Source organism: Neptunomonas concharum, from assembly GCF_008630635.1.
In the GTDB taxonomy this organism is placed as follows: Bacteria; Pseudomonadota; Gammaproteobacteria; order Pseudomonadales; family Balneatricaceae; genus Neptunomonas; species Neptunomonas concharum.
Genome location: NZ_CP043869.1, coordinates 3,205,784 through 3,232,500, shown reverse-complemented (window position 1 = coordinate 3,232,500; position 26,717 = coordinate 3,205,784). Strand labels below are relative to the sequence as shown.

Genomic DNA, 26,717 nt, shown 5'->3' with positions numbered 1-26,717 from the left:
AAGTACCCGGAGGAAAAGAAATCAACCGAGATTCCCTTAGTAGCGGCGAGCGAACGGGGACCAGCCCTTAAGCTGTGTTGTAGTTAGAAGAACGCTCTGGAAAGTGCGGCCATAGTGGGTGATAGCCCCGTATTTAAAAACTTATACACAGTGAAATCGAGTAGGACGGGACACGTGTTATCCTGTCTGAACATGGGGGGACCATCCTCCAAGGCTAAATACTCCTGACTGACCGATAGTGAACCAGTACCGTGAGGGAAAGGCGAAAAGAACCCCTGTGAGGGGAGTGAAATAGATCCTGAAACCGTGTACGTACAAGCAGTGGGAGCGGTTCTTGAGACCGTGACTGCGTACCTTTTGTATAATGGGTCAGCGACTTAATTTCAGTAGCAAGCTTAACCGTTTAGGGGAGGCGTAGGGAAACCGAGTCTTAATAGGGCGTATAGTTGCTGGGATTAGACCCGAAACCGAGCGATCTATCCATGGGCAGGTTGAAGGTTGAGTAACATCAACTGGAGGACCGAACCGACTACCGTTGAAAAGTTAGCGGATGACCTGTGGATCGGAGTGAAAGGCTAATCAAGCTCGGAGATAGCTGGTTCTCCTCGAAAGCTATTTAGGTAGCGCCTCGTGTCTCACCATTGGGGGTAGAGCACTGTTTCGGCTAGGGGGTCATCCCGACTTACCAACCCGATGCAAACTCCGAATACCAATGAGTGCAATCACGGGAGACACACGGCGGGTGCTAACGTCCGTCGTGGAAAGGGAAACAACCCAGACCGCCAGCTAAGGTCCCAAAGTTCTAGTTAAGTGGGAAACGATGTGGGAAGGCTTAGACAGCTAGGAGGTTGGCTTAGAAGCAGCCACCCTTTAAAGAAAGCGTAATAGCTCACTAGTCGAGTCGGCCTGCGCGGAAGATATAACGGGGCTAAAACTAGACACCGAAGCTGCGGATGCCATTTATGGCATGGTAGAGGAGCGTTCTGTAAGCCGTTGAAGCGGAAGCCGGGAGGCACCGTGGAGGTATCAGAAGTGCGAATGCTGACATGAGTAACGATAAGGGAGGTGAAAAACCTCCCCGCCGGAAGACCAAGGGTTCCTGTCCAACGCTATTCGAGGCAGGGTGAGTCGGCCCCTAAGGCGAGGCAGAGATGCGTAGTCGATGGGAAACGGGTTAATATTCCCGTACTTTTTATAACTGCGATGGAGGGACGGAGAAGGCTAGGCTAGCGCGGCGTTGGTTGTCCGCGTTTAAGGTAGTAGGTTTAGGACTTAGGCAAATCCGGGTCCTTTTAAGACTGAGAACTGATGACGAGCTCCCATGTGGAGTGAAGTAGTTGATGCCATGCTTCCAGGAAAAGCTTCTAAGCTTCAGGTTATAAAGAACCGTACCCCAAACCGACACAGGTGGTCAGGTAGAGAATACTAAGGCGTTTGAGAGAACTCGGGTGAAGGAACTAGGCAAAATGGTGCCGTAACTTCGGGAGAAGGCACGCCGCTGATGGTGATCGGATTTACTCCGTAAGCTGTTGGTGGTCGAAGATACCAGGTGGCTGCGACTGTTTATTAAAAACATAGCACTCTGCAAACACGAAAGTGGACGTATAGGGTGTGACGCCTGCCCGGTGCCGGAAGGTTAATTGATGGGGTTAGCTTCGGCGAAGCTCTTGATCGAAGCCCCGGTAAACGGCGGCCGTAACTATAACGGTCCTAAGGTAGCGAAATTCCTTGTCGGGTAAGTTCCGACCTGCACGAATGGCGTAACGATGGCCACACTGTCTCCACCCGAGACTCAGTGAAATTGAACTCGCTGTGAAGATGCAGCGTACCCGCGGCTAGACGGAAAGACCCCGTGAACCTTTACTATAGCTTCACAGTGGACTTTGACATTACTTGTGTAGGATAGCTGGGAGGCTTTGAAGCGTGTACGCCAGTATGCGTGGAGCCAATCTTGAAATACCAGCCTGGTACTGTTGAGGTTCTAACTCAGGTCCGTAATCCGGATCGAGGACATTGTGTGGTGGGTAGTTTGACTGGGGCGGTCTCCTCCCAAAGAGTAACGGAGGAGCACGAAGGTACCCTCAGGCTGGTCGGAAATCAGCCAATGAGTGCAAGCGCATAAGGGTGCTTAACTGCGAGACAGACACGTCGAGCAGGTACGAAAGTAGGTGCTAGTGATCCGGTGGTTCTGTATGGAAGGGCCATCGCTCAACGGATAAAAGGTACTCCGGGGATAACAGGCTGATTCCTCCCAAGAGTTCACATCGACGGGGGAGTTTGGCACCTCGATGTCGGCTCATCACATCCTGGGGCTGAAGCCGGTCCCAAGGGTATGGCTGTTCGCCATTTAAAGTGGTACGCGAGCTGGGTTTAGAACGTCGTGAGACAGTTCGGTCCCTATCTGCCGTGGGCGTTTGAGATTTGAGAAGAGTTGCTCCTAGTACGAGAGGACCGGAGTGAACGAACCTCTGGTGTTCCGGTTGTCACGCCAGTGGCATTGCCGGGTAGCTACGTTCGGACGGGATAACCGCTGAAAGCATCTAAGCGGGAAGCCCCCTTCAAGATGAGATCTCGCTGGGGCCTTGAGCCCCCTAAAGAGCCGTTTAAGACTAAGACGTTGATAGGCTGGGTGTGGAAGCGTTGTGAGGCGTTGAGCTAACCAGTACTAATTGCTCGTGAGGCTTGACCATATAACGCCAAAGGCGTGTGGAAGAGACAGAGTTGACGTAAAGAAGATAGAGTCCCATAGGGCTTGTGTTAGAGACAGGTTGTTATTCATCGAATCCGTATTGTGACAGTTTATGCTTGGCGACCATAGCGAGTTGGCCCCACCTGATCCCATCCCGAACTCAGTAGTGAAACGACTTAGCGCCGATGGTAGTGTGGGGTCTCCCCATGTGAGAGTAGGTCATTGCCAAGCGCCTTTTAGAGAACCCCGGTTACGCTGTAGCCGGGGTTTTTGCTTTGACACTATGGGAATGAATGTATACCGATAATCCCAGCAACTAGATTTGTTATGATAGAGATCTGAAAATGCCATTCAAGCTACCCTGTTGCTTATAACTAGCATGGACACTGGGTTAACTATCGTCTAGAATACCGCCGTTTACCTGCAGCTTGCAGGACACACAAATCATTCCAGTAAAAAACGAGGCTCTTCCTCGTTTTTTTACAGGTGTCGTATCGTTATCTGTAAGTCGCAACACACGCGGGGAGGTTCAATTGACAAGACCAGCCATTCTGGCTCTTGAAGACGGCAGTGTATTCAAGGGTATTGCTATTGGCGCGGACGGTCAATCTAGTGGAGAAGTGGTGTTTAATACTTCTATGACCGGCTATCAAGAAATTTTGACAGATCCTTCCTATTGCCAACAAATAGTAACTTTGACCTATCCTCATATAGGTAATGTTGGCACGAATGATGAAGATGAAGAGTCAGCTGGAACTTGGGTTTCAGGACTAGTAATTCGTGATCTACCATTGATATCCAGTAATTTTCGTCAGCAGAAGACGTTGGATCAGTACCTGAAAGATCACAATATCGTTGGTATAGCTGATATAGATACTCGCCGTTTAACACGTATTCTGCGTGAAAAAGGCTCTCTTAATGGTTGTATTATGGCGGGTGATCTTGATCAGGATGCGGCGTTGGCTGCTGCAAGAGCTTTTCCTGGTTTGAAGGGTATGGATCTTGCCAAGGTGGTTACAACCCAAGAAAAATATGAATGGAATTCATCTACTTGGAAGCTTGGCGAAGGTCATGCCACTATTGCCCCTGATTCTCAGCCCTATCATGTTGTTGCGTTTGATTTTGGTGTGAAACGTAACATTTTGAGAATGTTGGTCGAACGAGGTTGTCGCCTGACGGTTGTTCCCGCCCAAACTTCGGCAGCTGAAGTTTTAGCCTTGGCTCCAGACGGAGTGTTTCTTTCAAATGGTCCGGGTGATCCAGAGCCTTGTGATTACGCAATAGAAGCGATCAAAGAGATTAATAAAACGGATTTACCTGTTTTTGGTATCTGTTTAGGACATCAGCTCTTGGCGCTTGCCTCGGGTGCTCAGACGGTAAAAATGAAGTTTGGCCATCATGGAGCCAATCACCCGGTTCAAGATATTGATACAGGGCGAGTCATGATTACTAGTCAGAACCATGGTTTTGCAGTAGATGAGGAAACGTTACCTAATACACTACGCGCCACACACAAATCATTGTTCGACCAATCGCTTCAGGGAATAGAGCGAACAGATCGCCCAGCTTTCAGTTTTCAAGGGCATCCAGAAGCAAGTCCCGGGCCTCGTGATGTAGCCCCATTATTTGATCGCTTTATTGCGGAAATGAAAGCAAAAAAACACGCCTGATTAATTCAGATTGATCAGATAAGTAAATAGATTCGACCGGTTTAAACAATGCCAAAACGCACGGATATTAAAAGTATACTGATTCTTGGGGCAGGCCCGATCATTATTGGTCAGGCATGTGAATTCGATTACTCGGGTGCACAAGCATGTAAGGCACTGCGTGAAGAAGGGTATCGGGTTATTCTTGTAAACTCTAACCCTGCCACTATTATGACAGATCCAGCGATGGCTGATGCGACTTACATTGAGCCGATCAACTGGAAAACTGTTGCAAAAATTATTGAAAAAGAGCGCCCAGACGCCCTGCTGCCAACAATGGGGGGGCAAACAGCGCTAAACTGTGCATTGGACCTCGAACGTGAAGGTGTTTTGGAACAGTTTGGCGTAGAGATGATCGGTGCTAATGCTGATACTATCGATAAAGCTGAAGACCGTGATCGTTTTGATAAGGCGATGAAAAAAATCGGCTTAGAATGCCCGCGGGCAGCTATTGCCCACAGCATGGAAGAGGCCTTACAAGTGCAAGCGCAACTAGGCTTTCCTTGTATTATTCGTCCATCCTTCACTATGGGTGGTAGCGGTGGTGGTATTGCTTATAACGTTGATGAGTTTGTTGAAATTTGTGAGCGTGGTCTAGATCTGTCCCCTACCAATGAGCTGCTTATTGATGAATCTCTTATTGGTTGGAAAGAGTATGAGATGGAAGTTGTGCGTGATAAAAACGACAACTGCATTATCATCTGTGCCATCGAAAACTTCGACGCGATGGGTGTTCACACGGGTGACTCTATCACTGTAGCGCCTGCACAAACGCTGACCGATAAAGAATACCAGATCATGCGTGATGCATCTTTGGCTGTATTGCGTGAGATTGGTGTTGAAACAGGCGGTTCAAACGTACAATTTGGTGTTGATCCTAAAACAGGACGCATGGTTGTCATTGAAATGAATCCGCGCGTGTCTCGCTCGTCCGCTTTAGCTTCCAAGGCAACGGGCTTTCCGATTGCAAAAGTTGCTGCTAAATTGGCGGTTGGCTATACCTTGGATGAGTTGCAAAACGACATAACAGGCGGAGCAACGCCAGCGTCTTTTGAGCCAGCGATAGATTATGTTGTTACGAAGATTCCTCGTTTTACTTTTGAAAAATTCCCGCAAGCGAATGATCGCCTTACGACACAGATGAAATCTGTTGGTGAGGTGATGGCAATTGGGCGTACTCAGCAAGAGTCCCTGCAAAAGGCACTGCGTGGTTTAGAGGTCGGCGCTACGGGGTTTGACCCAATCGTAGATTTGAACAGTGAAGATGCCCGTTCAGATATTGTGAGAGAAATGAAACAACCGGGTGCTGAGCGTATATGGTATGTCGGTGATGCTTTCCGTTTGGGTATGTCGGTTGATGAACTGTATGAAATTTCAGGCATCGATCCTTGGTTTCTTGTACAGATTGAAGATTTGATTAAGGAAGAAAAACGCGTATCTGAAATGGCACTGTCCGACTTGGATTCAGATACAATTTATCGGCTGAAGCGAAAAGGTTTCTCTGACGCGCGTTTAGCAACTTTACTGGGTGTTAGTGAGAAGCAGTTCCGTAAACAGCGCCAGAAGTTGAATATTCGACCTGTCTATAAACGTGTTGATACTTGTGCTGCGGAGTTCGCAACAGATACTGCGTACATGTACTCCACTTATGAAGAAGAGTGTGAAGCGAATCCGACGGATCGTGAGAAAATTATGGTAATCGGCGGAGGACCTAACCGTATTGGTCAAGGTATCGAGTTTGATTACTGCTGCGTACATGCGGCGCTGGCTGCTCGTGAAGCTGGTTTTGAGACTATCATGGTTAACTGTAACCCTGAGACCGTTTCTACTGATTATGATACTTCTGATCGTCTGTTCTTTGAGCCTATTACGCTTGAAGATGTTTTGGAAATTGTACACGTTGAGAAGCCTGTCGGTGTGATTGTTCAATTTGGCGGTCAAACGCCACTGAAGTTGGCCGTAGCTTTAGAGCAAGCAGGCGTTCCGATTATTGGTACGTCGCCTGAAGCGATTGATCGTGCAGAAGATCGTGAGCAATTTCAGCAGATGTTAAAACGCCTTGGTTTGAAACAACCAGATAACGCGACTGTGCGCTCCCTTGAAGAAGCAGTGATTGAAGCAGAGAAGCTTGGCTATCCGTTAGTGGTTCGTCCCTCTTACGTCTTAGGCGGACGTGCGATGGAGATCGTTTATAAAGAGGAAGAGCTGCGCCGTTATATGAATACGGCGGTAAAAGTTTCTAACGACGCGCCTGTCTTGCTGGACCATTTCTTAAACGCAGCCGTTGAAGTTGATATTGATGCGGTTTGTGATGGAGAAACGGTCGTGATTGGGGCCATTATGCAGCATATCGAGCAAGCGGGTGTTCATTCCGGTGACTCGGCGTGCTCCTTCCCACCATATAGCCTGCCTTCTGACGTGCAGGATGAGATGCGTGAGCAAGTGAAGAAAATGGCCTTAGAGCTAGGTGTGGTAGGCCTGATGAATACTCAGCTTGCGTACCAAGATGGCGAAATTTATGTCATTGAGGTCAACCCACGTGCATCTCGAACAGTGCCTTTCGTTTCTAAGTGTATCGGAGTATCTCTTGCGAAAGTGGCTGCTTTGGTGATGACGGGTAAGAAATTGGCAGAAATTGGTTTCACGAAAGAGATTATCCCGGCGTTTTATCATGTGAAGGAAGCAGTCTTTCCATTTAACAAGTTTCAAGGTGTTGACCCTATCCTGTCGCCTGAGATGAAGTCTACTGGTGAGGTTATGGGGACTGGTGAAACGTTTGGTGAGGCTTTCATGAAGGCTACTATTGGTGCAGGTGAAAAAATGCCTACGCCAGGGCGGGCTTTCATTTCTGTAAGAAATGTTGATAAGGATGGTGCTTTGCCTGTGGCTAAGTCGCTGATTAATCTTGGCTTCTCACTTGTTGCTACAGGTGGAACAGCAGCGTTTTTGAAGGCAAATGGCCTTGATGTGGATACGGTAAACAAGGTGACAGAAGGGCGTCCTAATGTTATCGATTTGATTAAGAATCGTGAAATTGTTTACGTAGTCAATACAACAGAAGGGCGTAAGGCGATCGCTGACTCAGCTGAAATACGCCGTAGCGCGCTACAGCATAAAATTCCTTATACCACTACGCTGGCAGGTGCTGAGGCAATTGTGATGGCACTTGAATATGGCGAAGAAAAAGTTGTACGCCGCCTTCAAGACCTTCACTAAGGAGATAGATATGAGTCGAGTACCTATGACGGCCGCCGGTGAACAAGCATTACGTGCAGAGTTAGATCGGCTCAAAAGCACAGATCGGCCGAGAGTTATTCAGGCAATCGCAGAAGCGCGAGAGCATGGTGACTTGAAAGAAAATGCTGAATATCATGCGGCGCGTGAAGAACAGGGATTTATTGAAGGTCGTATTCAGGAGCTTGAAGGGAAACTTTCTCATGCTCAGGTGATTGATGTAAAAAGCATCCCGCATTCAGGAAAGGTCATCTTTGGAACAACCGTTGTCATTATTAATTGTGAAACGGACGAATCTGTTCGTTATCAAATTGTCGGTGATGATGAGGCTGATATTAAGTCTGGAAAATTGTCTGTTAATTCCCCGATTGCACGAGGTTTAATTGGCAAGTCTGAAGGTGATGTCGCGGGTATTCAAACACCTAAGGGCATCGTTGAATACGAGATTGAAGAGGTTTTGCACCTGTAATCTTGAAAGTTAAAAAGCCGCCCTCGGGCGGCCTTTTATTATTAGCGGAGCAGGTTGGATAGTTTAGGGTTGGGATCAATCGAAGGTCGGTAGATTAAGGCAATATTGCCAATTTCTTGTACGATAGTGGCTTCAACGATGGTGCAAAGTTCTTTGATTAGCTGTTTTTTAATCTCACGATCTCCAACAGCAAACTTCACCTTGATTAGCTCGTGATCTTCTAAGGCGCGGTCTACCTCTAATTGAATATTTTCTGTCAGTCCTTTACCTGCAACCGTAACGATAGGGTTTAGGTTGTGGCCGATAGTGCGGTACTGTTTCTTTTGCTCGGGCGTCAGGCTCATACTAAAATAGGATTCTCGGGTTAGGTGGCATTTGCCACGTGCTAAAAGATCTATTCTACCTGAGAGCCGCCCAGCGTAAAACAATAGAGATAAATTCGTGTCCAGATCAAAAAGTAGTGGCCAATGGTTGAAAGAACATTTCGATGACCATTATGTGAAATTATCAAAAGAGAAAGGCTATCGCTCAAGAGCTAGCTTTAAGTTGCTTGAACTGCAGGAAAAGGATCGCCTCATTAAGCCAGGTATGATGGTGGTTGATTTAGGTGCAGCGCCTGGAGGTTGGTCGCAAGTTGCAGCGGAGCTTGTTGGGGAAAGTGGACGGGTTGTCGCTTCTGATATATTACCCATGGACTCCATGGTGGGTGTTGAGTTTGTGCAGGGCGACTTCACAGAGGAGGCTGTCCTTAATGAAATCCTCTCTGTGCTGGGCGAAGATTTGGCAGACCTTGTAATTTCGGATATGGCCCCCAATATGAGTGGTATGAACTCAATAGATCAGCCGGCAGCGATGTACTTGGTGGAACTAGCCTTAGATATGGCACGGCAAGTTTTGAAACCAAATGGTGTGTTTGTTGCCAAAGTGTTTCAAGGCGAGGGTTTTGATCAATATTTGGCAGATGTACGTACAAGCTTTAAGAAGGTTGTAACACGAAAGCCTGACTCTTCTCGAGCTCGTTCTCGAGAAGTGTATATTATAGGTCATGGTTATCAATGAGTTTCGTTAGTCAAACACATGAATCTGGTGTAGTTTAGCCGGGGTGTTTGAGGAAGGTTTAATTAGAGGGTTATCTTTTGAACGATATGGCTAAGAACTTGGTGCTCTGGCTGGTTATAGCGGCGGTCCTTTTGACGGTCTTTAATAACTTTGGTGCTGAGGCTGAACAGGGGCGCTTGAACTATTCTGACTTTGTAGCTGAGGTTCAAGCAGACCGTGTATCCAAAGTGGTTATTGATGGATACACCATCTTTGGTGAAAAAACCAATGGGGACCGTTTTCAAACGGTACGGCCAGCATTGCAGGATCCAAAACTAGTAGATGACTTGTTACAACATAATGTCATTATTGAAGGCAAACAGCCTGAGCAGCAAAGTATTTGGACGCAGTTGTTGGTTGCCTCTTTCCCTATTTTGGTCATTATTGCGATTTTCATGTTCTTCATGCGTCAGATGCAAGGCGGTGGCGGAAAAGGTGGCCCAATGTCTTTCGGTAAGTCTAAGGCTCGAATGATGGGTGAGGATCAGATTAAAACAACGTTCGAAGATGTCGCCGGGGTTGAAGAGGCAAAAGAGGAAGTCAAAGAGTTAGTTGATTATCTTCGAGATCCAGGCAAGTTTCAGCGTCTTGGAGGACATATCCCACGAGGTGTATTAATGGCGGGCAGCCCGGGTACGGGTAAAACGTTATTGGCGAAAGCGATTGCAGGTGAAGCTAAAGTTCCGTTCTTTTCAATATCCGGTTCAGACTTCGTTGAGATGTTTGTGGGCGTTGGTGCGTCTCGTGTTCGAGATATGTTCGAGCAGGCTAAAAAGCATGCTCCTTGTATCATTTTTATAGATGAAATTGATGCTGTTGGACGTCATCGTGGTGTTGGTATGGGTGGTGGTAATGATGAGCGCGAACAAACGCTTAACCAGTTGCTTGTTGAAATGGATGGTTTTGAGGGCACAGAAGGTATCATTGTCATTGCTGCGACTAACCGTCCTGATGTGTTAGACCCTGCGCTATTGCGTCCGGGACGATTTGATCGTCAGGTTCATGTTGGATTGCCTGATATTCGTGGCCGAGAGCAGATTATCAAAGTGCATATGCGTAAGGTGCCTATTGGTGATGATGTTAAGCCTGAGTTGATCGCTCGTGGTACGCCAGGCTTCTCGGGTGCGGATTTGGCAAATTTGGTGAATGAGGCAGCACTGTTTGCTGCACGTGAGAATAAACGCACAGTGGGTATGGATCAGTTTGAACGTGCTAAAGACAAAATCATGATGGGTGCTGAGCGCAAGTCTATGGTGATGTCATATAAAGAGCGTTTAAATACCGCTTACCATGAGTCGGGACATGCGATTGTTGGACGCCTAGTTCCTGGGCATGATCCTGTTTATAAAGTTTCGATTATTCCACGAGGCAGGGCATTGGGCGTGACGATGTTCTTGCCAACCGAAGACCGCTACAGCTATAGCCGTGAAACTATTATATCTAATATTTGCTCCCTGTATGGTGGGCGAATTGCTGAAGAGATGACGCTAGGTAAAGAAGGTGTAACTACGGGGGCATCAAACGATATTCAGCGTGCTACTTCCATGGCTAGAAATATGGTCACTAAATGGGGGTTGTCTGAAACATTAGGGCCGCTTCTCTATGATGATGAAGAGGGTGATCCCTTTGGTCGTGGGTATGGCCAGGGCGCTAAACCGCTCGCAGAAGAGACTCAGCGACAGATTGATGCTGAAGTTAGGCGTATCATTGATGAGTGTTATGCTCGGGCTCAGACTATCTTGGAAGAAAATCGAGATATACTAGAGGCGATGACTCAAGCGCTTATTAAATATGAAACGATTAGTAGCGAACAGATTGATCAATTGATGGCTAGGCAGCCTGTCTCTGATCCCGAGGGGTGGGTAGATGACCAAGACCAGTCACCTACAGGTGAAGTTGAAGGTGATGCACCTAGTCCAGTCTCAGAAGCTGACGCCAATGAAACAGATTCAGAACAGCCGGAAAATCAAGAACCGGATGAGCCTGAGTCTGATGGAAATGGCAAGGCTGTATAGTTTGGTAGTTTGAGTATAAAAAGACTGGGTGTGCTACATCCGGTCTTTTTTGTTTTTGGTAGAAAATCATGCAGCTACAATGTGGTAAAAAAGCACTTAACTTAAATCATGCCCATGTCATGGGTATTCTGAATGTTACTCCTGATTCATTCTCCGATGGTGGAAACCTCTATAGTAAGTCTCAACTCTCTGTTGACAGGGCTCTGGTAAAAGCCGCTGAGATGGTGGATGAAGGTGCGACCCTTATTGATGTAGGAGGAGAGTCGACTCGCCCTGGTGCACAAACCGTATCTCTACAAGAGGAACTTGACAGAGTATTGCCGGTGGTCGAGGTGCTAAACAAAGAGCTGGATATTGTAATATCAGTAGATAGTAGCTCTGCACAAGTGATTACAGAAGCGGCTTCCCACGGTGCGGGTTTAATTAACGATGTGCGTGCTTTGACGCGGAGCGGGGCGCTTGCAGCTGCAGTCGAAGTGGGACTGCCCGTATGCCTCATGCATATGCAGGGGAACCCTGAAACCATGCAGGAGCACCCTGAATATGAGAATATTCTCCCCGACGTAGCAGCTTTTCTTGAGGCGCGCATTTTAGCTTGTATGCAAGCGGGTATCCCAAAAGATCGTATCATATTGGACCCTGGTTTTGGATTTGGTAAGACCTTGGAGCATAATCTGACGCTGCTGAATCGTTTGGAACAACTGAATACGATTGGGTTGCCCCTAATGGTAGGCACATCTAGGAAAAGTATGATAGCTGGCGTGCTAGATAAGGAAGTTGATCAGCGTTTGGCTGGGGGGTTGGCAACGGTGGCTATTGCGGTCATGAAAGGCGCTAAAATACTCCGGGTGCATGATATAGCCGAAACTGTCGATGTTGTCAGAATGACTGAGTCTGTAATGCAAGAAAAGCGGGTAAGTTATGAGTAAAAGGTATTTTGGGACAGATGGTATTCGTGGAAAAGTAGGGCAGTTTCCGATTACGCCGGATTTTATGCTGAAGTTGGGTTGGGCGGCAGGTAAGGTGTTTGCTCGAGAGGGGCATAGTAAAATCCTGATTGGCAAAGATACGCGGATTTCTGGATATATGTTTGAATCTGCATTAGAAGCTGGATTGTCGGCAGCAGGGGTTGATGTTCTGTTAACAGGACCAATGCCTACTCCGGCAATTGCCTATTTGACACGAACATTTCAGGCGAATGCAGGGATTGTTATTTCGGCATCCCATAATGCATTTGGCGATAATGGCATTAAGTTTTTCTCTACAGAAGGCACTAAACTTCCGGACGCGTTAGAGCACGCAATAGAGGCACAGATGGATCTGGTCATGACAACAGTGGACTCTGCCAGCTTAGGCAAAGTTCGTCGAGTTCCCGATGCTCCGGGGAGATATATTGAGTTTTGTAAATCTACGGTGCCGTTGGGATTTAGTCTGAGTGGGCTGAAAATTGTGTTGGATTGTGCCAATGGTGCTACTTACCATGTGGCTCCTGAGGTGCTTAGGGAGTTAGGGGCCGTCGTTATTGAAGTAGCTTCCGCGCCTGATGGTCTCAATATTAACGAAGCGTGTGGTGCAACTGCACCACAGCGACTTCAAAAGGTTGTCGTGGCGGAAAAAGCTGACTTAGGTATTGCGCTGGACGGCGATGGCGATCGCTTGATCATGGTGGATCATTTAGGCGAAGTAATCGATGGAGACGAAGTGCTCTTCATTATTGTGCAGAGAATGCATGAACGAGAAGCTTTATCCGGAGGCGTGGTTGGCACATTGATGACCAACTTCGGGTTTGAAAGAGCAATGAATGAGATGAGCGTGCCTTTTATTCGTGCCGATGTTGGTGATCGCTATGTTATGGCGGCTTTGGCTGAACGAGACTGGATCCTAGGCGGAGAAAGTTCCGGGCATATAGTTTGTCGCCATCTCACCAGTACCGGTGATGGTATCATATCGGCCCTGCAGGTGCTTAGAGCGATGCGTGAAACAGGCAAGTCACTACATGATTTGAAGTGCGGGATGAGTAAGCTGCCGCAAGTTATGATTAATGTAAAAATGCCCAAAAGAGTTGATCTGAGGGGGGTTGATGCTGTTCAAAGCGCTGTAAAAGATACAGAATCTCAATTAGGTGATTCTGGTCGGGTATTGCTAAGGCCTTCTGGTACGGAGCCTGTTGTGCGCGTTATGATTGAAGGCGAAGATAAGTGCTTTATTGAAAAACTTTGTAAAGAGCTAGCTGAAGAGGTAAGAAATGCTTTAGAAGCGCTTGTCACCCAGGACTAACTCGGTTAATATCTGCGCCTCTTTTGTGGAGGGTGGCAATGCGTCAGAAAATAGTCGCTGGTAACTGGAAAATGAACGGGAGTCTAGAGTTTGCTAATGACTTCGTTTCTGGTGTAAATCGAGCTGTATTACCTGATGCTATTGATGTTGTAATCTGTCCGCCTGCCCCTTATTTGCTGACTGTATCTAGTCAGATTAAAGGCGCAAAAGTTGGCGCTCAGAATGTTTACTTTGAAACCTCGGGTGCTTATACGGGTGAGTTATCCCCGAAGATCCTTCAAGACGTAGGCTGTAAATATGTCTTGGTTGGTCACTCTGAACGCAGAGCGTTATTGTCAGAAGTTGATGGCCAGATTGCAAAGAAGGTCAAAGCAGCTATTGATTGTGATCTGAAAGTAATTCTGTGTGTTGGAGAAACGTTAGAGCAAAGAGCTTCTGGAAAGCTGGAAGAGGTAATTTCAGCACAAGTTTTAGCGGGAACCAGTCTATTAGATGTAGTGGAGTTTGGTTCTCTTGTTGTTGCATATGAGCCAGTCTGGGCTATTGGTACGGGGCAGACCGCTTCGCCACAACAGGCCCAAGAGGTTCATGCGCTTATTCGCTCGCTTTTGGTGAAACTGGCGGGAGAAACAGCTGCTGAGAATGTCTCCATTTTATATGGTGGTAGTGTAAGTGCTAGTACAGCTGCTGAGATCTTTGCGCAGGCAGATATTGATGGGGGCCTCGTTGGCGGGGCTTCATTGAAGTTAGAAGAATTTTTGGTGATTTGCGATCATTGTGCAAACGCTATAGTAGGTGGTAAATAATATGGAAACTCTTGTTCTTGCTTCGCATGTGTTGCTTGCTGCTGGCATTATTGCTCTAGTATTGCTTCAACAGGGTAAAGGTGCTGAAGCGGGTGCTGCGTTTGGTGGCGGAGCTTCTCAAACCGTGTTTGGAAGCCAGGGTACAGGTAATTTCCTGAGCCGTATGACAGCGGTTTTGGCAACAGGCTTGTTTGTAACAAGCTTTGTTTTGGCTGTGTACGCTAAGCAGCAAGCCGCATCTGTTGGTAATGCTGGAATACCTTCTGTTGAAGTGATCGAAGAGAGTTCAGCGTTGCCGGCTCTTGAGGCTGAAAAGGCTCCAAGTGCTGCAGAAACAGATATACCCAAAACCGAGTGATCTTTTAATATCTGTTGTTAAAGTTTATGCCCAAGTGGTGGAATTGGTAGACACGCTATCTTGAGGGGGTAGTGGCCTACGGCTGTGCCGGTTCGAGTCCGGCCTTGGGCACCATATTTGTTTGCAGCGGGAGTATATTGTATGTATAATATGCCCCTGTTTCTGATGCGGGGTGGAGCAGCTTGGTAGCTCGTCGGGCTCATAACCCGAAGGTCGTTGGTTCAAATCCAGCCCCCGCTACCATATTCTCGAAGGCCCCTTTTAAGGGGCTTTTTCGTAGGTATGTGATTTTTATTTTTCAGAAATGGGTCCAATGGGCCCATTTTTTGTTTCTGCTAAATGTTATTGGGGTTGGTTAGTGTCAGCGAAGCTGAAGTTAATACAGGATATGTTAGAGCCTATTGTGCACTCTTTGGGGTGTGAGCTTTGGGGGGTGGACTATATATCACAGGGAAGGCATAGCACATTACGCATCTATATTGATAAAGAAGATGGTGTAAGTGTTGATGATTGCGCTGCGGTAAGCCATCAAATAAGCGGTATTCTGGACGTAGAAGACCCAATTAGTGGTGAATATGTTTTAGAGGTCTCATCTCCTGGTATGGATAGGCCTCTATTTAAATTAGAACAGTTTGCTGCTTATCAGGGCAACAAAGTACAAATCAAACTTCGTATTCCATTTGAAGGACGACGCAATTTTAAAGGCGTTCTTAATGGGGTCGAAGGGGACGATATTTTGCTGGTTGTGGATGATGAAGAGTTCTTGTTGCCGATTGATTTAATCGACAGGGCGCAGGTTGTTCCACAGTTTTAAGAAGCACTTTCGAGGAATAGGCGAGGCAGTAGCATGAATAAAGAGATCCTACTGGTTGCAGAAGCGGTATCTAATGAAAAGGACGTTGCGAAAGACGTCATTTTCGAAGCAATTGAACTAGCATTGGCAACAGCAACTAAAAAGCGTTATGACGAAGATGCCGAAATTCGTGTGGTTATTGATCGCGCGACGGGCGGCTACGAAACTTTCCGTAGTTGGAAAGTGGTAAGTAACGATGACGTTCCCTTACTGGGGACTGAGTTGACCCTGCAAGAAGCTGAAGAGATTGATCCTGCACTAAAGCCAGGTGATATTTATGAAGAACAGGTTGAGTCTGTCGCTTTTGGACGTATTGCCGCACAAACCGCCAAGCAAGTGATCGTACAGAAAGTACGTGAAGCAGAGCGGACAAAAGTTGTTGAACTTTATCGAGAGCGCCTAGGAGAGTTGATCTCGGCCAGTGTCAAAAAAGTTACACGCGATAATATTATCGTAGACCTAGGTAACAATGCCGAAGCTTTATTACCTAGAGATAACGTGTTGCCCCGTGAAATGTTTCGTATGGGTGACCGAGTACGTGCGGTATTGACGGAAGTGCGTGCTGAAGGGCGTGGGCCACAACTGATTTTGAGTCGAACCTGTGAAGAGATGTTGATTGAGCTTTTCCGTATAGAAGTTCCGGAAATATCCGAAGAGGTTATTGAGATTCGTGCGGCTGCTCGTGATCCAGGCTCTCGTGCGAAAATTGCAGTGAAGACCAACGATGGCCGTATTGATCCTGTAGGTGCTTGTGTAGGTATGCGTGGCGCACGTGTTCAGGCAGTGTCTAATGAGCTGGGTGGTGAGCGTGTCGATATCATTTTGTGGGATGACAACCCTGCGCAGTTAGTTATTAACGCAATGTCTCCTGCAGATGTCGCTTCTATCGTGATAGAAGAAGAGAGTCATTCAATGGATGTTGCGGTTGCTCAAGAGGTTTTGGCTATGGCCATTGGGCGTAACGGACAGAATGTGCGTTTAGCGTCTGAGCTGACAGGCTGGGAACTCAATGTAATGACTGAGGAAGATGCCGCTGCGAAACAGCAGTCAGAGATTGGCTCTGTTATGGATGTGTTTGTGAAGCATCTGGATGTAGATGAAGATGTCGCTGAAGTTTTAGTAGAAGAAGGCTTTAGTACGCTTGAAGAAATAGCCTATGTACCAGTCGATGAGATGCTACAAATCGACGGTTTTGATGAAGATATAGTAAATGAGCTTCGTACTCGTGCAAAAGATGCTCTATTGAATATGGCACTAGCCAACGAAGAGCAGCTCGAGAAATCCGAACCAGCGGATGATCTGCTGGAAATGGAAGGTATGGAACGGCACTTAGCGTTCCTGCTGGCGGCTAAAGGCGTGATTACCATGGAAGACTTGGCAGAGCAGTCTGTTGAAGAACTTCTTGAGATTGAAGGTATGAACGAAGAAAAGGCTGCAGAGTTAATCATGACTGCGCGTGCACCATGGTTCGCGGATGAAGCCTAATTCAACGGAGGAGATATACCAATATGGCAGAAGTCACTGTTAAACAACTTGCCGATGTGGTTGGTGTTCCCGTTGAGCGTTTGATAGCGCAGATGCAGGAAGCGGGAATCGCAGGTAAAAAAGAAGAATCAATGGTCTCTGAATCAGAGCGCCAAACGCTCCTAACGCACCTTAAACGTTCACACGGTGAAGAGGATGAAAGCGTCACCTCACCTAAAAAAATCACTTTGAAGCGTAAGACAACCTCTCAGCTCAAAGTTGCTGGTGCGTCGGGCAAGAAGAAAACGGTTAACGTAGAAGTCCGTAAAACCCGCACTTATGTTAAACGTTCTGAAGTTGAAGGCGAGTCTAAAACTCAAGAAGCGCTAGAGGCGGAAGAGCTTGCACGTAAAGCAGCAGAAGAGCAGCAGCGCTTAGAAGAAGAGCGACTAAAGCAAGAGGCAGCTGCACAAAAAGAAGCTGAGCAGAAAGCACGCGAAGCTGCTGAACAAAAAGCCAAGGAAGAGGCTGAATTAAAGGCAAAAGTTGAAGTTGTTGCGGCTCCGTCCGTTAAGGAAGCCCCTGAGGCTAAGCCTGCTGCAGCACCAAGTAAGCCGGTGAAAAAAGTGGAAGATCAAGACAATAAAAAACGCGCCTTTAGAGGTGAAGATAAAAAGCCTACTAAAAACTCCCGCGGGGGAGGGCGTGGTGGATTTTCTGAAAATGGCGGCGAGCGCCGCGGCGGTAAAATTTCAAGAAATGCATCTAAAGGTCGAAAGTCAGCACCTAAGCATGATAATGCCCATGGATTTACTGAGCCTCAAGCGCCGAAAGTGCATGAAGTCAGTATTCCTGAGAGTATCACTGTTGCTGAACTTGCGAAGAAAATGACCGTTAAAGCGGCTGAAGTGATCAAAGTTATGTTTAAAATGGGCGCTATGGCGACCATTAACCAAGTTATTGATCAAGATACCGCCGTATTGGTTGTTGAAGAGATGGGGCATGTTGCTAAGCCACTTCAAGAGAATGCAATTGAAGAGGCGTTGCTGGAAAGTATGCAGGGCGCAGAAGGTGACGAACAAGAACGTGCACCTATCGTTACCGTGATGGGTCATGTTGACCATGGTAAAACCTCATTGCTTGACTATATCCGTCGCACACGTGTCGCTGCGGGTGAGTCCGGTGGTATTACACAGCATATCGGTGCTTATCATGTTGAAACCGATAATGGCATGGTTACCTTTTTGGATACACCAGGTCACGCGGCGTTTACTGCGATGCGAGCACGTGGTGCTAAGTTAACGGATATTGTTATTCTTGTGGTAGCGGCTGATGATGGTGTCATGCCGCAGACTGAGGAAGCCGTGCAGCATGCGAAAGCAGCAGGCGTACCTTTGGTTATCGCGGTTAACAAAATAGATAAAGAAGATGCAGATCCTGATCGAGTTAAAAACGAATTAGCTCAGCGTGATGTTATCCCGGAAGAATGGGGTGGCGATGTCCAGTTCATCAACGTGTCCGCCAAAACAGGTGAAGGTATTGATGAACTGTTGGAAGCGGTGCTTCTGCAATCTGAAGTACTAGAGCTTAAAGCTGTGCCAAGTGCACCGGGTCAAGGTGTAGTTGTAGAGTCTCGTCTTGATAAAGGGCGTGGTCCTGTTGCTACGCTACTGGTTCAGACCGGTACATTGCGTAAAGGCGATATCGTGTTAGCGGGTCTTCACTACGGCCGAATTCGTGCCATGTTGGATGAAAACGGTAATCCTGTAGATGAAGCTGGCCCTGCGATCCCTGTTGAAATTTTAGGCTTAGATGGTACGCCAGCAGCAGGTGATGAATTCACCATGGTAACTAACGAGAAAAAAGCGCGTGAAGTTGCGTTGTTCCGTCAAGGAAAATATCGTGAAGTTAAGTTGGCGCGTCAGCAAGCATCTAAGCTGGAAAACCTATTTGCCAATATGGAAGCAGGTGAAGTTAAGAACTTGAATATCGTACTTAAAGCCGATGTGCGCGGTTCATTAGAAGCGTTAACGAACGCACTCGAAGAGCTTTCTACTGATGAAGTGAAAGTGGTTATCGTTTCCAGCGGTGTTGGTGGTATTTCAGAAACTGAAGCTAACCTTGCACTAGCATCATCTGCACTGATTGTTGGTTTTAACGTGCGAGCTGATGCTCAAGCCAAAGCTATTGTTGATCGTGAAGGCATTCAATTACGTTACTACAGCGTCATTTACGACATTATCGATGATGTGAAGCAAGCGATGTCAGGGCTGCTATCGCCTGAGTTCCGTGAAGAGATCGTTGGTATTGCAGAAGTACGTGATGTCTTCCGCTCGCCAAAACTCGGTTTGGTCGCAGGCTGTATGGTTGTGGATGGTACGGTATATCGTAATAAGCAGATCCGTGTATTGCGTGACAACGTTGTTATTTACGAAGGTGAATTGGAATCCCTACGCCGCTTTAAAGATGCTGTGAGTGAAGTTCGTCAAGGTATGGAGTGCGGTATCGGGGTCAAAAACTATAACGATGTGAAAGTCGGCGATCAGATCGAGGTATTCTCGACCGTCGAAGTTCAGCGCACACTTTAACGGAGCGCTATGGCACGGGAATTCAGTCGAACTCAACGGATAGCTGACCAGATGCAAAAAGATCTGGCTCAGCTGATCCAGTTTGAAGTTAAAGATCCTCGTATGGGGATGGTAACGATCAGTCATGTCAAGGTAGCAAAAGACCTTGGCTATGCTGATGTTTATATTACGGTATTGCCAATTGGTGAGCAGACTCAGGAGGATGCGGTAGCCGTTTCTCTTGAGGTGCTGCGTAGCGCGGCAGGCTTTCTGCGGCATGAACTAGCAAAGAAAATCAAGTTGCGAGTGATGCCTCAGTTGCGTTTTCATTTTGATGCAAGCATAGAGCGTGGCCGCCACCTACATAGCTTAATTGAAAAAGCAGCGCGTGAATTGCGGGAAAAAGAGAAGGAATAACGGTGGGGCGACGTCATAAGGGTCGTCCTGTGGATGGTATATTCCTGCTCGATAAACCACAGGGCGTTAGTTCAAACTATGTTCTACAGGGGGTTAAGCGCATTTATGGTGCGGCGAAAGCTGGTCACACGGGTGCGCTAGATCCTTTGGCTACGGGTATGCTGCCAATTACTTTTGGCGAAGCAACCAAATTTTCACAGTTTTTATTAGATGCGGATAAGCGTTACATTACCACTGCGAAGTTAGGCGTCCGTACCGATAGTAGTGATGCTGACGGTGAGGTGATTGCGACGGCGGTGATTGGGGAGCATGTTACAAAGGAGCGAATACAAGCGCTGCTGGACGAACACTTCAGCGGAGAGATTGAACAGGTTCCCTCGATGTTTTCAGCCCTCAAACATAATGGTCAACCGCTCTATAAGCTGGCTCGTCAAGGCGTTCAGGTAGAAGTTAAACCCCGAACGGTGATTATCAGAGAGATCCATCTCCTTGATTTTCGTGGCGATGAGGTTGATTTGGATATTCGTTGCTCAAAAGGCACTTATATCCGGTCTATTGTAGAAGATTTAGGGTTGCTGTTAGGCTGCGGTGCACATGTGCAGGCACTGCGTCGATTAGACTCAGGGCCTTACAAAGCAGACCAGATGATGACGCTGGAGCAGTTACGCTCTATGGCTGAAATGAAGCGAGAGAATGAGCCGCTAGAAAGCATACAAAACCGTCTGGATGCGTTATTATTACCCGCTTGGTCAGCAATTAATGATGTGCCTGTGATTCAATTAGATGAAGAGCAGTGCCGTCTGGTGAGAAACGGGATTGTTATCGTTGTCGATGATGAGCCGCAATCACTTGTTCGACTCGTAGAGAAGGGTTCCGAAAAATTTATCGGAATAGCAGAAATTACTCAGGATAAGCGACTGGTTTCCCGGCGTCTATTGTCGACCCAGTCATAATCTCTGAGCGAGTTGGTAGCTCCCCTTCGTTGCCAGCTCACGACGATGAACTGAAAATATGCTCGGTTCACCGTGTCCATTAATCCTGCAACCTCAATGGTTGTCTGCATATTGAAACTGGAGAAAAACACATGTTAACAGCTGAACAGAAAGCTCAGATCGTTGCTGACTTCGGACGTGGCGAAGCTGATACGGGTTCTACAGAAGTACAGGTTGCTCTGCTGAGCGCGAATATTGAAGGTCTGCAAGGGCACTTCAAAGCGCATAAACACGATCACCACTCTCGTCGTGGTTTGATTCGTATGGTTAACCAGCGTCGTAAGCTGCTGGATTACTTGAAAAAGAATGATGCAGATCGTTACCTGGCGCTGATTGGCCGTTTGGGTCTACGTCGCTAATTGTGTTTTCAGGGGCCATACAATGTATGGCCCCTGTTTTATCTGCCTGTAAATAAGAGAATCGTTCAACCGGCCTGTACTCATTTGTGTTTCGTCTATGACTGAATGCAAATGAGTACTGGCAGCAAAGATGGTATTGAAACGGTTTCTCTCAGGTTTTATTTTTTAGAGAGGAAATATTCGTGCAAGCGATTACAAAAACTTTTGAGTTTGGTGGCCAGCAGGTCACATTAGAAACAGGCCGTATTGCTCGTCAAGCAACGGGTGCTGTTTTAGTCACCATGGGAGAGATTCAGGTACTGTGTACCGTTGTCGGAGCAAAAGAAGCAAAAGACGGCCAGGACTTCTTTCCATTGTCTGTTCACTACATCGAAAAAACCTACTCGGTAGGTAAGATTCCTGGTGGTTTCTTTAAGCGTGAAGCGCGCCCTTCAGAGAAAGAGACACTGACGTCCCGTCTGATCGATCGCCCGATTCGTCCATTGTTTCCGAAAGGCTTCATGAACGAAGTGCAAGTGGTTTGTACTGTTATGTCGGCTGACAAGTCGAATGACCCAGATATCGCTGCAATGATTGGTACATCAGCGGCTTTATCTATCTCAGGTATTCCTTTCATGGGGCCTATTGGTGGCGCGCGTGTAGGTTTTACTGAAGAAGATGGCTACATTCTTAATCCTACGTATGAACAGTTGGAAGTTTCTGAACTAGATATGGTGGTCGCAGGTACATCTGACGCTGTATTAATGGTTGAATCTGAAGCACAAGAGCTAACAGAAGATGAGATGCTAGGGGCTGTCCTGTTTGCTCACACAGAGATGCAAGGTGTCATCAACGCCATTAATGAGCTTAAAGTCGAAGCGGGTAAGCCTGTTTGGGATTGGCAGCCAGCTGCTAAAAATGAAGCACTCATTGCGCAAGTCAACGAGTTGGTTGGCCAAGGTATTGCCGATGCGTACCAGGTTGCCGATAAAATGCAGCGTCAGTCAGCGCTGAATGATTTACGTGCGAAAGCTGTTGCTGAGCTGTCTGGTTCTGAAGAAGGTCAGCCTTCTGAGAAAGAAGTGTCTGGTGTTGTCAGCTCAGTCGAAAAGACTATCGTGCGTCAACGTATTGTTGATGGTGCGCCACGTATCGATGGCCGTGATACGAAAACTGTACGTGCTATTGCTGTTGAAATCGATGTGCTTAAAGGCACGCATGGTTCTGCGCTCTTTACTCGTGGAGAAACGCAAGCCATTGCTACTTGTACGTTAGGTACTGCTCGTGACCAACAACTGATTGATGCTTTGGAAGGTGAGCGTAAAGATCCATTTATGCTGCACTATAACTTCCCTCCTTATTCTGTCGGTGAAGCCGGTCGAATGGGTGCTACTGGACGTCGTGAAATTGGTCATGGTCGTCTGGCGCGCCGCGGTGTGGCAGCTATGTTACCTTCTCAGGAAGAGTTCCCTTATACCATTCGTGTGGTATCTGAAATCACCGAGTCAAATGGTTCGAGCTCAATGGCTTCTGTTTGTGGTGCGTCTTTGGCGATGATGGACGCTGGTGTTCCTTTGAAAGCTCCTGTTGCGGGTATTGCGATGGGTCTGGTTAAGGAAGGTGATAAGTTTGCTGTCCTGACAGATATCTTGGGTGATGAAGACCACTTAGGTGATATGGACTTTAAAGTGGCTGGTACGGAACAAGGTATCACGGCATTGCAAATGGATATCAAGATTACGGGTATTACTGAAGAGATTATGGAAATTGCATTGGAGCAAGCGCTGCATGCACGTACCCATATCTTAAAAGAGATGGCTAAAGTTATTGGCTATGCTCGCCCAGAGTTGCCAGATAATGCTCCGGCAATGACTCAGCTGAAAATCAATCCAGAGAAAATTCGTGATGTCATCGGTAAAGGTGGTGCAACCATTCGTGCGCTGACCGAAGAAACCGGCGCGATGATTGATATCGAAGATGACGGTACTGTTCGCATTTATGCAGCTGATAAAGCAGCGGCTAAAGCAGCGACAGATAAAGTAATCGAAATTACAGCTGAAGCTGAAGTAGGAAAAATCTACGAAGGTAAAGTTGTACGTTTAGAAGAGTTTGGTGCGTTTGTAAATATCCTGCCTGGAAAAGATGGTTTGGTGCACATCTCTCAGATAGACAACAAGCGTGTTGAGAAAGTGACTGATTACGTCAAAATGGATGACATCATTAAAGTTAAGGTTCTGGAAGTTGACCCGCGCGGTCGAATCAAACTTTCAATGAAAGACCTAATTGAAGATGAATCTGTTTCTGGCTGATTCTTTTTACTAAAAAAGCCCTCCGAGTGAGGGCTTTTTTGTGTCTGAACGGTCGTGAGATAGACTACCTCTTTGCCTATAAACATGTATAATATTTACATATTATATTTCTTTAGGTGTCTCTAATGGCGACTATTATGTTCGAAAAATATCCCGCCTCTCGCTGGGAAACGCTCTTTAGCAACGCTTTCAGGCCTCTTTTTCTCTGTGTGGGCTTGGGTGGGTTGTTTTTGATGGGGTTATGGCTTTTGTATCTGCAAGGTACGTGGCAGGCCGGGTCGCTAAGGGTGCCAATTATCTCGTGGCATGCTCATGAAATGTTATTTGGGTTTGTAGGGGCGGCAATGGGTGGCTTTTTACTTGCTGCAGTTTCTAAATGGACGGGCAGACTACCGGTGAGTGGTGTCCCGTTGGTTATGCTAGTAACGTCTTGGCTAATAGGGCGGGCTGTACTACTGTTTTCTGCGGATATTCCTTACGGGGTCGTTGCCGTTGTCGATTGTCTTTATGGTGGATTGCTTATGATGCTCGTTGCTAGGGAGGTTGTGCTAGCGGGTAACAAGCGTAACTACAAAGTAGTGGTCCTGCTGTTGCTCTTTCTTGGTTTTAATGTGCTTTTTCATATAGGTGTTTACTATCAACCAGCCCTGACTGATTTAGCCATTAGAGGAGTGATTATGCAGATTTGTGTCATGATTGCTCTGATCGGTGGTCGAATTACACCCTCTTTTACGAGGAACTATTTAGTTTTACAGGATAAAGAGAGAGGGGAGGAGGGTGCGTTACCTGTACTGTTCAACCGATTAGATATATTTGCCAGCATATCTCTTGGGTTAGCGGCACTAAGTTGGATATTTATGCCTGCACAATTGGTTACGGGTCTGCTGCTCTGCGGGGCTGGCGCCATGCAGTGGGTGCGAGTGATGCGGTGGCAGCTAAAACGTATTCTTTCTGAGCCGCTTTTATGGATCTTGCATGTCAGTTTTATATGGTTAGGTGCAGGACTAATCTTGTTGGGCTTATCATCCTTGGGCGTGGTCAGTGAAAGCGCAGGTGTTCATGCGATTGCTATAGGGGCGATGGCAGGGATGATTCTAGGGGTGGCCTCTCGGGCTGCGCTGGGTCATACCCAGAGAGCTTTGGTCGCTGGTCGTATAATGAGTGTGGCTTATGTTTTGATTAGTATAGCTGCGCTAATACGAACACTGGCGTCATTAACCGTAGGGGTATCTTACAATCATATGATTCTTACGGCAGGGGTTATTTGGCTGGTTGTATTTAGCTTGTTTTGCATTCGCTATCTGCCTATTTTGGTTTCACCGGCGCCTAGTTGGCGCCATCCCGGCAAGTAGGTCTACTTTTTGGGTAGACTCAGTCGAACTAGTTTAAAGTGCCCATTGTTGATCATGGTTTCAGTACGTTGAAAGAAATGTGAGGCTTTTCTTTCAAGGGGAATATGTAAATTAGTGACAAAAATAGCTACACCTGTTTTTGTCAGGTGGTCTGCCGCCGAAGCAAGGAAGCGATCCGTCAAATCGTTATCCACCGAAAAGCCGCTATGAAAGGGCGGGTTGCAAATGACTAAAGGGAACTCGCCCTCTACATGCGTTCCACAATCATCCAAGGTGACGTCCCCTTGGCGTTGAGCTTGGGCTAGATTGTGTTGGCATGCGAATACGGCAGCAGCATTGTTATCAGTAGCGACTACAGGAATATTTAACAATCGTCCGGTATGAAGGGTTAGATAGCCATAACCACACCCTAAGTCTAATGCGCAGTTGATGTCACTATAGGGCTGAATAAGGGAGGGCAAATGTGATACCAGTAAGGCGCTTCCTTGATCAATTTTATCCCAGCCAAAAATGCCAGGCTTGCTTAGGAAATGGAAATGATCATCTTGTGGTGCCGGTCGAAGGATACGATAGTCTTTATCTTCTAAAGGTTCACCCATAGGGCCTTCGAATCTGATCTCGCCTGCCCAGGTTTGTTTATCCGCTTTCCAAAGATCGGCGGACTGGCCGGACAATTTAGCGGCTCGATCAATGAAGCCTTTGATACCTTCTTGTTTCATACCGCTGAGAAAAAGGGAGCCTCCATGACAAAGGAGCTGCCCCGATTGGTTGATCAAATAATGACCCTGTGCTTTCTCTTTAGGTATACGTAAAAAGATACTCGCAAAGTGTTCTCTAGGTTGAGCTTCCAGTAGGTAATCATTGAGCTGATAGTCCCAGCCTTTGGTCTCCAGTGCCTGTGCAACATCAAAACGGTTTGTTATGGCACTGAAGCCATGAAGGCCGTCGGGAATGTCTGCTATATCAATATTCTCATCAACGACCCATAGCGCGGGTGTTCGAGCCGTTTTGAAGGTGTCATAAAGAAGCGCAAATGCGAGATCTCTCATGGGGTCGCCAGACCTATCTCATCAGCAGTGAGCTCTCGGTATTCGCCGGGCAGCAGATCTTCGTCCAGTACGATTTCCCCAATGCGATCGCGATGAAGCGCAACGACTTTGTTGCCCAATGCGGCAAACATGCGCTTAACTTGGTGGTAACGCCCCTCGCGTAGGGTGAGGTAGGCCTCGTGACTACCAATAATTTCTAAATCGGCGGGTTTGGTGAGGTGCTTTTCGTTAATCAACTGCACGCCTTGAAGGAAGGTCTCAATCGTGGACTCAGGTATAGGATCTGCTGTGGTGACATGGTAGCGCTTCCCTAATTTATGCTTTGGAGAGGTTATGCGGTGCGACCATTGGCCATCATCAGTGATCAAGAGCAAGCCCGTTGTGTCGATATCTAAACGTCCTGCCAGATGTAGGTCTTCTGGGCGAGGTTCGTCAATAAGTAGCCCCATGACTGTTGCATTGTTTGGATCATCACTTGAGCACACATATCCCAAGGGTTTATGCATCATGAAATATCGAGGGCGAGGTGGGGAAATTTCCCGGTCATCAAGGTGAACTGTATCTGTTTCTTTGATGTGTAAAGAGGTGTCGCGTGTCGATATGCCATTAACGGTGACCAAGTCTTTATGCATCAGTCGCTTTACTTCTTTGCGAGAAAGCCCAGTGGCTTGGGAAAGGTATTTATCTACGCGCATAACAACCTGCTTTAAAATAAAAGAGG

At 47.1% G+C, this 26,717-nt stretch carries 20 protein-coding genes, 2 tRNA genes and 2 rRNA genes (1 of these 24 cut by a window edge); 21 read left to right on the top strand and 3 right to left on the bottom strand.

The features are described 5' to 3' along the window. The 5 genes from F0U83_RS15315 to greA all read left to right on the top strand — a co-directional run. Positions 1-2,690 (top strand): 23S ribosomal RNA (locus tag F0U83_RS15315) (it extends 200 nt beyond the left edge of the window). Positions 2,691-2,804: 114 nt separating this feature from the next. Further along, positions 2,805-2,920, top strand: a 5S ribosomal RNA gene (gene rrf, locus F0U83_RS15310). Positions 2,921-3,222: 302 nt separating this feature from the next. After that, positions 3,223-4,359 (top strand): glutamine-hydrolyzing carbamoyl-phosphate synthase small subunit, encoded by a 1,137-nt coding sequence (gene carA, locus F0U83_RS15305; RefSeq protein ID WP_138989052.1) that lies wholly within the window; start codon positions 3,223-3,225, stop codon positions 4,357-4,359. Positions 4,360-4,407: 48 nt separating this feature from the next. Then, entirely contained in the window at positions 4,408-7,614 is a 3,207-nt protein-coding gene (gene carB, locus F0U83_RS15300; RefSeq protein WP_138989053.1) for a carbamoyl-phosphate synthase large subunit, read from the top strand. A gap of 10 nt (positions 7,615-7,624) precedes the next feature. Further along, positions 7,625-8,101 (top strand): transcription elongation factor GreA, encoded by a 477-nt coding sequence (gene greA / locus F0U83_RS15295; RefSeq protein WP_138989054.1) that lies wholly within the window; start codon positions 7,625-7,627, stop codon positions 8,099-8,101. A gap of 41 nt (positions 8,102-8,142) precedes the next feature. Here the strand turns inward: greA and F0U83_RS15290 are convergent, their stop codons facing one another. Continuing rightward, entirely contained in the window at positions 8,143-8,445 is a 303-nt protein-coding gene (locus F0U83_RS15290) for a YhbY family RNA-binding protein (RefSeq protein WP_138989055.1), read from the bottom strand. Between the two features lie 97 nt (positions 8,446-8,542). Here F0U83_RS15290 and rlmE point away from each other — a divergent pair, with 97 nt between their 5' ends. The 16 genes from rlmE (at position 8,543) to F0U83_RS15210 (ending at position 24,947) form a co-directional block, all read left to right on the top strand. Continuing rightward, positions 8,543-9,160 carry a 23S rRNA (uridine(2552)-2'-O)-methyltransferase RlmE gene (gene rlmE, locus F0U83_RS15285; RefSeq protein ID WP_138989056.1) on the top strand — a complete coding sequence of 206 codons (618 nt, stop codon included), beginning with the start codon at positions 8,543-8,545 and terminating at the stop codon, positions 9,158-9,160. A gap of 86 nt (positions 9,161-9,246) precedes the next feature. After that, positions 9,247-11,214, top strand: a complete 1,968-nt coding sequence (gene ftsH / locus F0U83_RS15280; RefSeq protein ID WP_138989057.1) for an ATP-dependent zinc metalloprotease FtsH — start codon at positions 9,247-9,249, stop codon at positions 11,212-11,214. A 68-nt stretch (positions 11,215-11,282) separates the two neighbouring features. After that, complete coding sequence (gene folP, locus F0U83_RS15275) at positions 11,283-12,143, top strand: dihydropteroate synthase (protein ID WP_211343723.1); 861 nt, start codon at positions 11,283-11,285, stop codon at positions 12,141-12,143. Continuing rightward, positions 12,136-13,491: a phosphoglucosamine mutase gene (gene glmM / locus F0U83_RS15270; RefSeq protein WP_138989058.1), complete on the top strand. Its 1,356-nt coding sequence runs from the start codon at positions 12,136-12,138 to the stop codon at positions 13,489-13,491. Before folP ends, glmM begins: the two co-directional genes overlap by 8 nt. Before the next feature lie 38 nt (positions 13,492-13,529). Further along, a complete protein-coding gene (gene tpiA, locus F0U83_RS15265; RefSeq protein ID WP_138989059.1) occupies positions 13,530-14,297 on the top strand; it encodes a triose-phosphate isomerase in 768 nt (255 codons plus the stop codon). Between the two features lies 1 nt (position 14,298). Further along, entirely contained in the window at positions 14,299-14,655 is a 357-nt protein-coding gene (gene secG, locus F0U83_RS15260; protein WP_138989060.1) for a preprotein translocase subunit SecG, read from the top strand. 28 nt (positions 14,656-14,683) lie between these two features. Next, a tRNA-Leu gene (locus F0U83_RS15255) sits at positions 14,684-14,769 on the top strand. A 52-nt stretch (positions 14,770-14,821) separates the two neighbouring features. After that, positions 14,822-14,898: transfer RNA gene (locus F0U83_RS15250), tRNA-Met, on the top strand. Positions 14,899-15,013: 115 nt separating this feature from the next. Beyond that, positions 15,014-15,469 (top strand): ribosome maturation factor RimP, encoded by a 456-nt coding sequence (gene rimP, locus F0U83_RS15245; protein WP_150036817.1) that lies wholly within the window; start codon positions 15,014-15,016, stop codon positions 15,467-15,469. A 33-nt stretch (positions 15,470-15,502) separates the two neighbouring features. Next, on the top strand, positions 15,503-16,993 hold the full coding sequence (nusA, locus tag F0U83_RS15240; RefSeq protein WP_138989062.1) for a transcription termination factor NusA: 1,491 nt from the start codon (positions 15,503-15,505) through the stop codon (positions 16,991-16,993). Between the two features lie 23 nt (positions 16,994-17,016). Further along, positions 17,017-19,560, top strand: coding sequence for a translation initiation factor IF-2 (gene infB / locus F0U83_RS15235; RefSeq protein WP_138989063.1), 2,544 nt, complete (start codon positions 17,017-17,019; stop codon positions 19,558-19,560). Positions 19,561-19,569: 9 nt separating this feature from the next. Next, positions 19,570-19,956 (top strand): 30S ribosome-binding factor RbfA, encoded by a 387-nt coding sequence (gene rbfA, locus F0U83_RS15230; RefSeq protein WP_138989064.1) that lies wholly within the window; start codon positions 19,570-19,572, stop codon positions 19,954-19,956. 2 nt (positions 19,957-19,958) lie between these two features. Then, positions 19,959-20,909: a tRNA pseudouridine(55) synthase TruB gene (truB, locus tag F0U83_RS15225; RefSeq protein ID WP_138989065.1), complete on the top strand. Its 951-nt coding sequence runs from the start codon at positions 19,959-19,961 to the stop codon at positions 20,907-20,909. A 131-nt stretch (positions 20,910-21,040) separates the two neighbouring features. Continuing rightward, on the top strand, positions 21,041-21,307 hold the full coding sequence (gene rpsO, locus F0U83_RS15220) for a 30S ribosomal protein S15 (protein ID WP_138989066.1): 267 nt from the start codon (positions 21,041-21,043) through the stop codon (positions 21,305-21,307). Positions 21,308-21,489: 182 nt separating this feature from the next. Next, complete coding sequence (pnp, locus tag F0U83_RS15215) at positions 21,490-23,595, top strand: polyribonucleotide nucleotidyltransferase (RefSeq protein WP_138989067.1); 2,106 nt, start codon at positions 21,490-21,492, stop codon at positions 23,593-23,595. 125 nt (positions 23,596-23,720) lie between these two features. Beyond that, positions 23,721-24,947 carry an NnrS family protein gene (locus tag F0U83_RS15210; protein WP_138989068.1) on the top strand — a complete coding sequence of 409 codons (1,227 nt, stop codon included), beginning with the start codon at positions 23,721-23,723 and terminating at the stop codon, positions 24,945-24,947. Positions 24,948-24,949: 2 nt separating this feature from the next. On the opposite strand, the gene F0U83_RS15205 is transcribed toward F0U83_RS15210, so the two are convergent. Together F0U83_RS15205 and rsuA are read right to left on the bottom strand one after the other, a co-directional pair. Then, on the bottom strand, positions 24,950-25,996 hold the full coding sequence (locus F0U83_RS15205; RefSeq protein ID WP_138989069.1) for a class I SAM-dependent methyltransferase: 1,047 nt from the start codon (positions 25,994-25,996) through the stop codon (positions 24,950-24,952). Then, positions 25,993-26,691, bottom strand: a complete 699-nt coding sequence (gene rsuA / locus F0U83_RS15200) for a 16S rRNA pseudouridine(516) synthase RsuA (protein ID WP_138989070.1) — start codon at positions 26,689-26,691, stop codon at positions 25,993-25,995. The genes F0U83_RS15205 and rsuA overlap by 4 nt, the downstream gene beginning before the upstream one ends. Positions 26,692-26,717 lie beyond the last annotated feature (26 nt).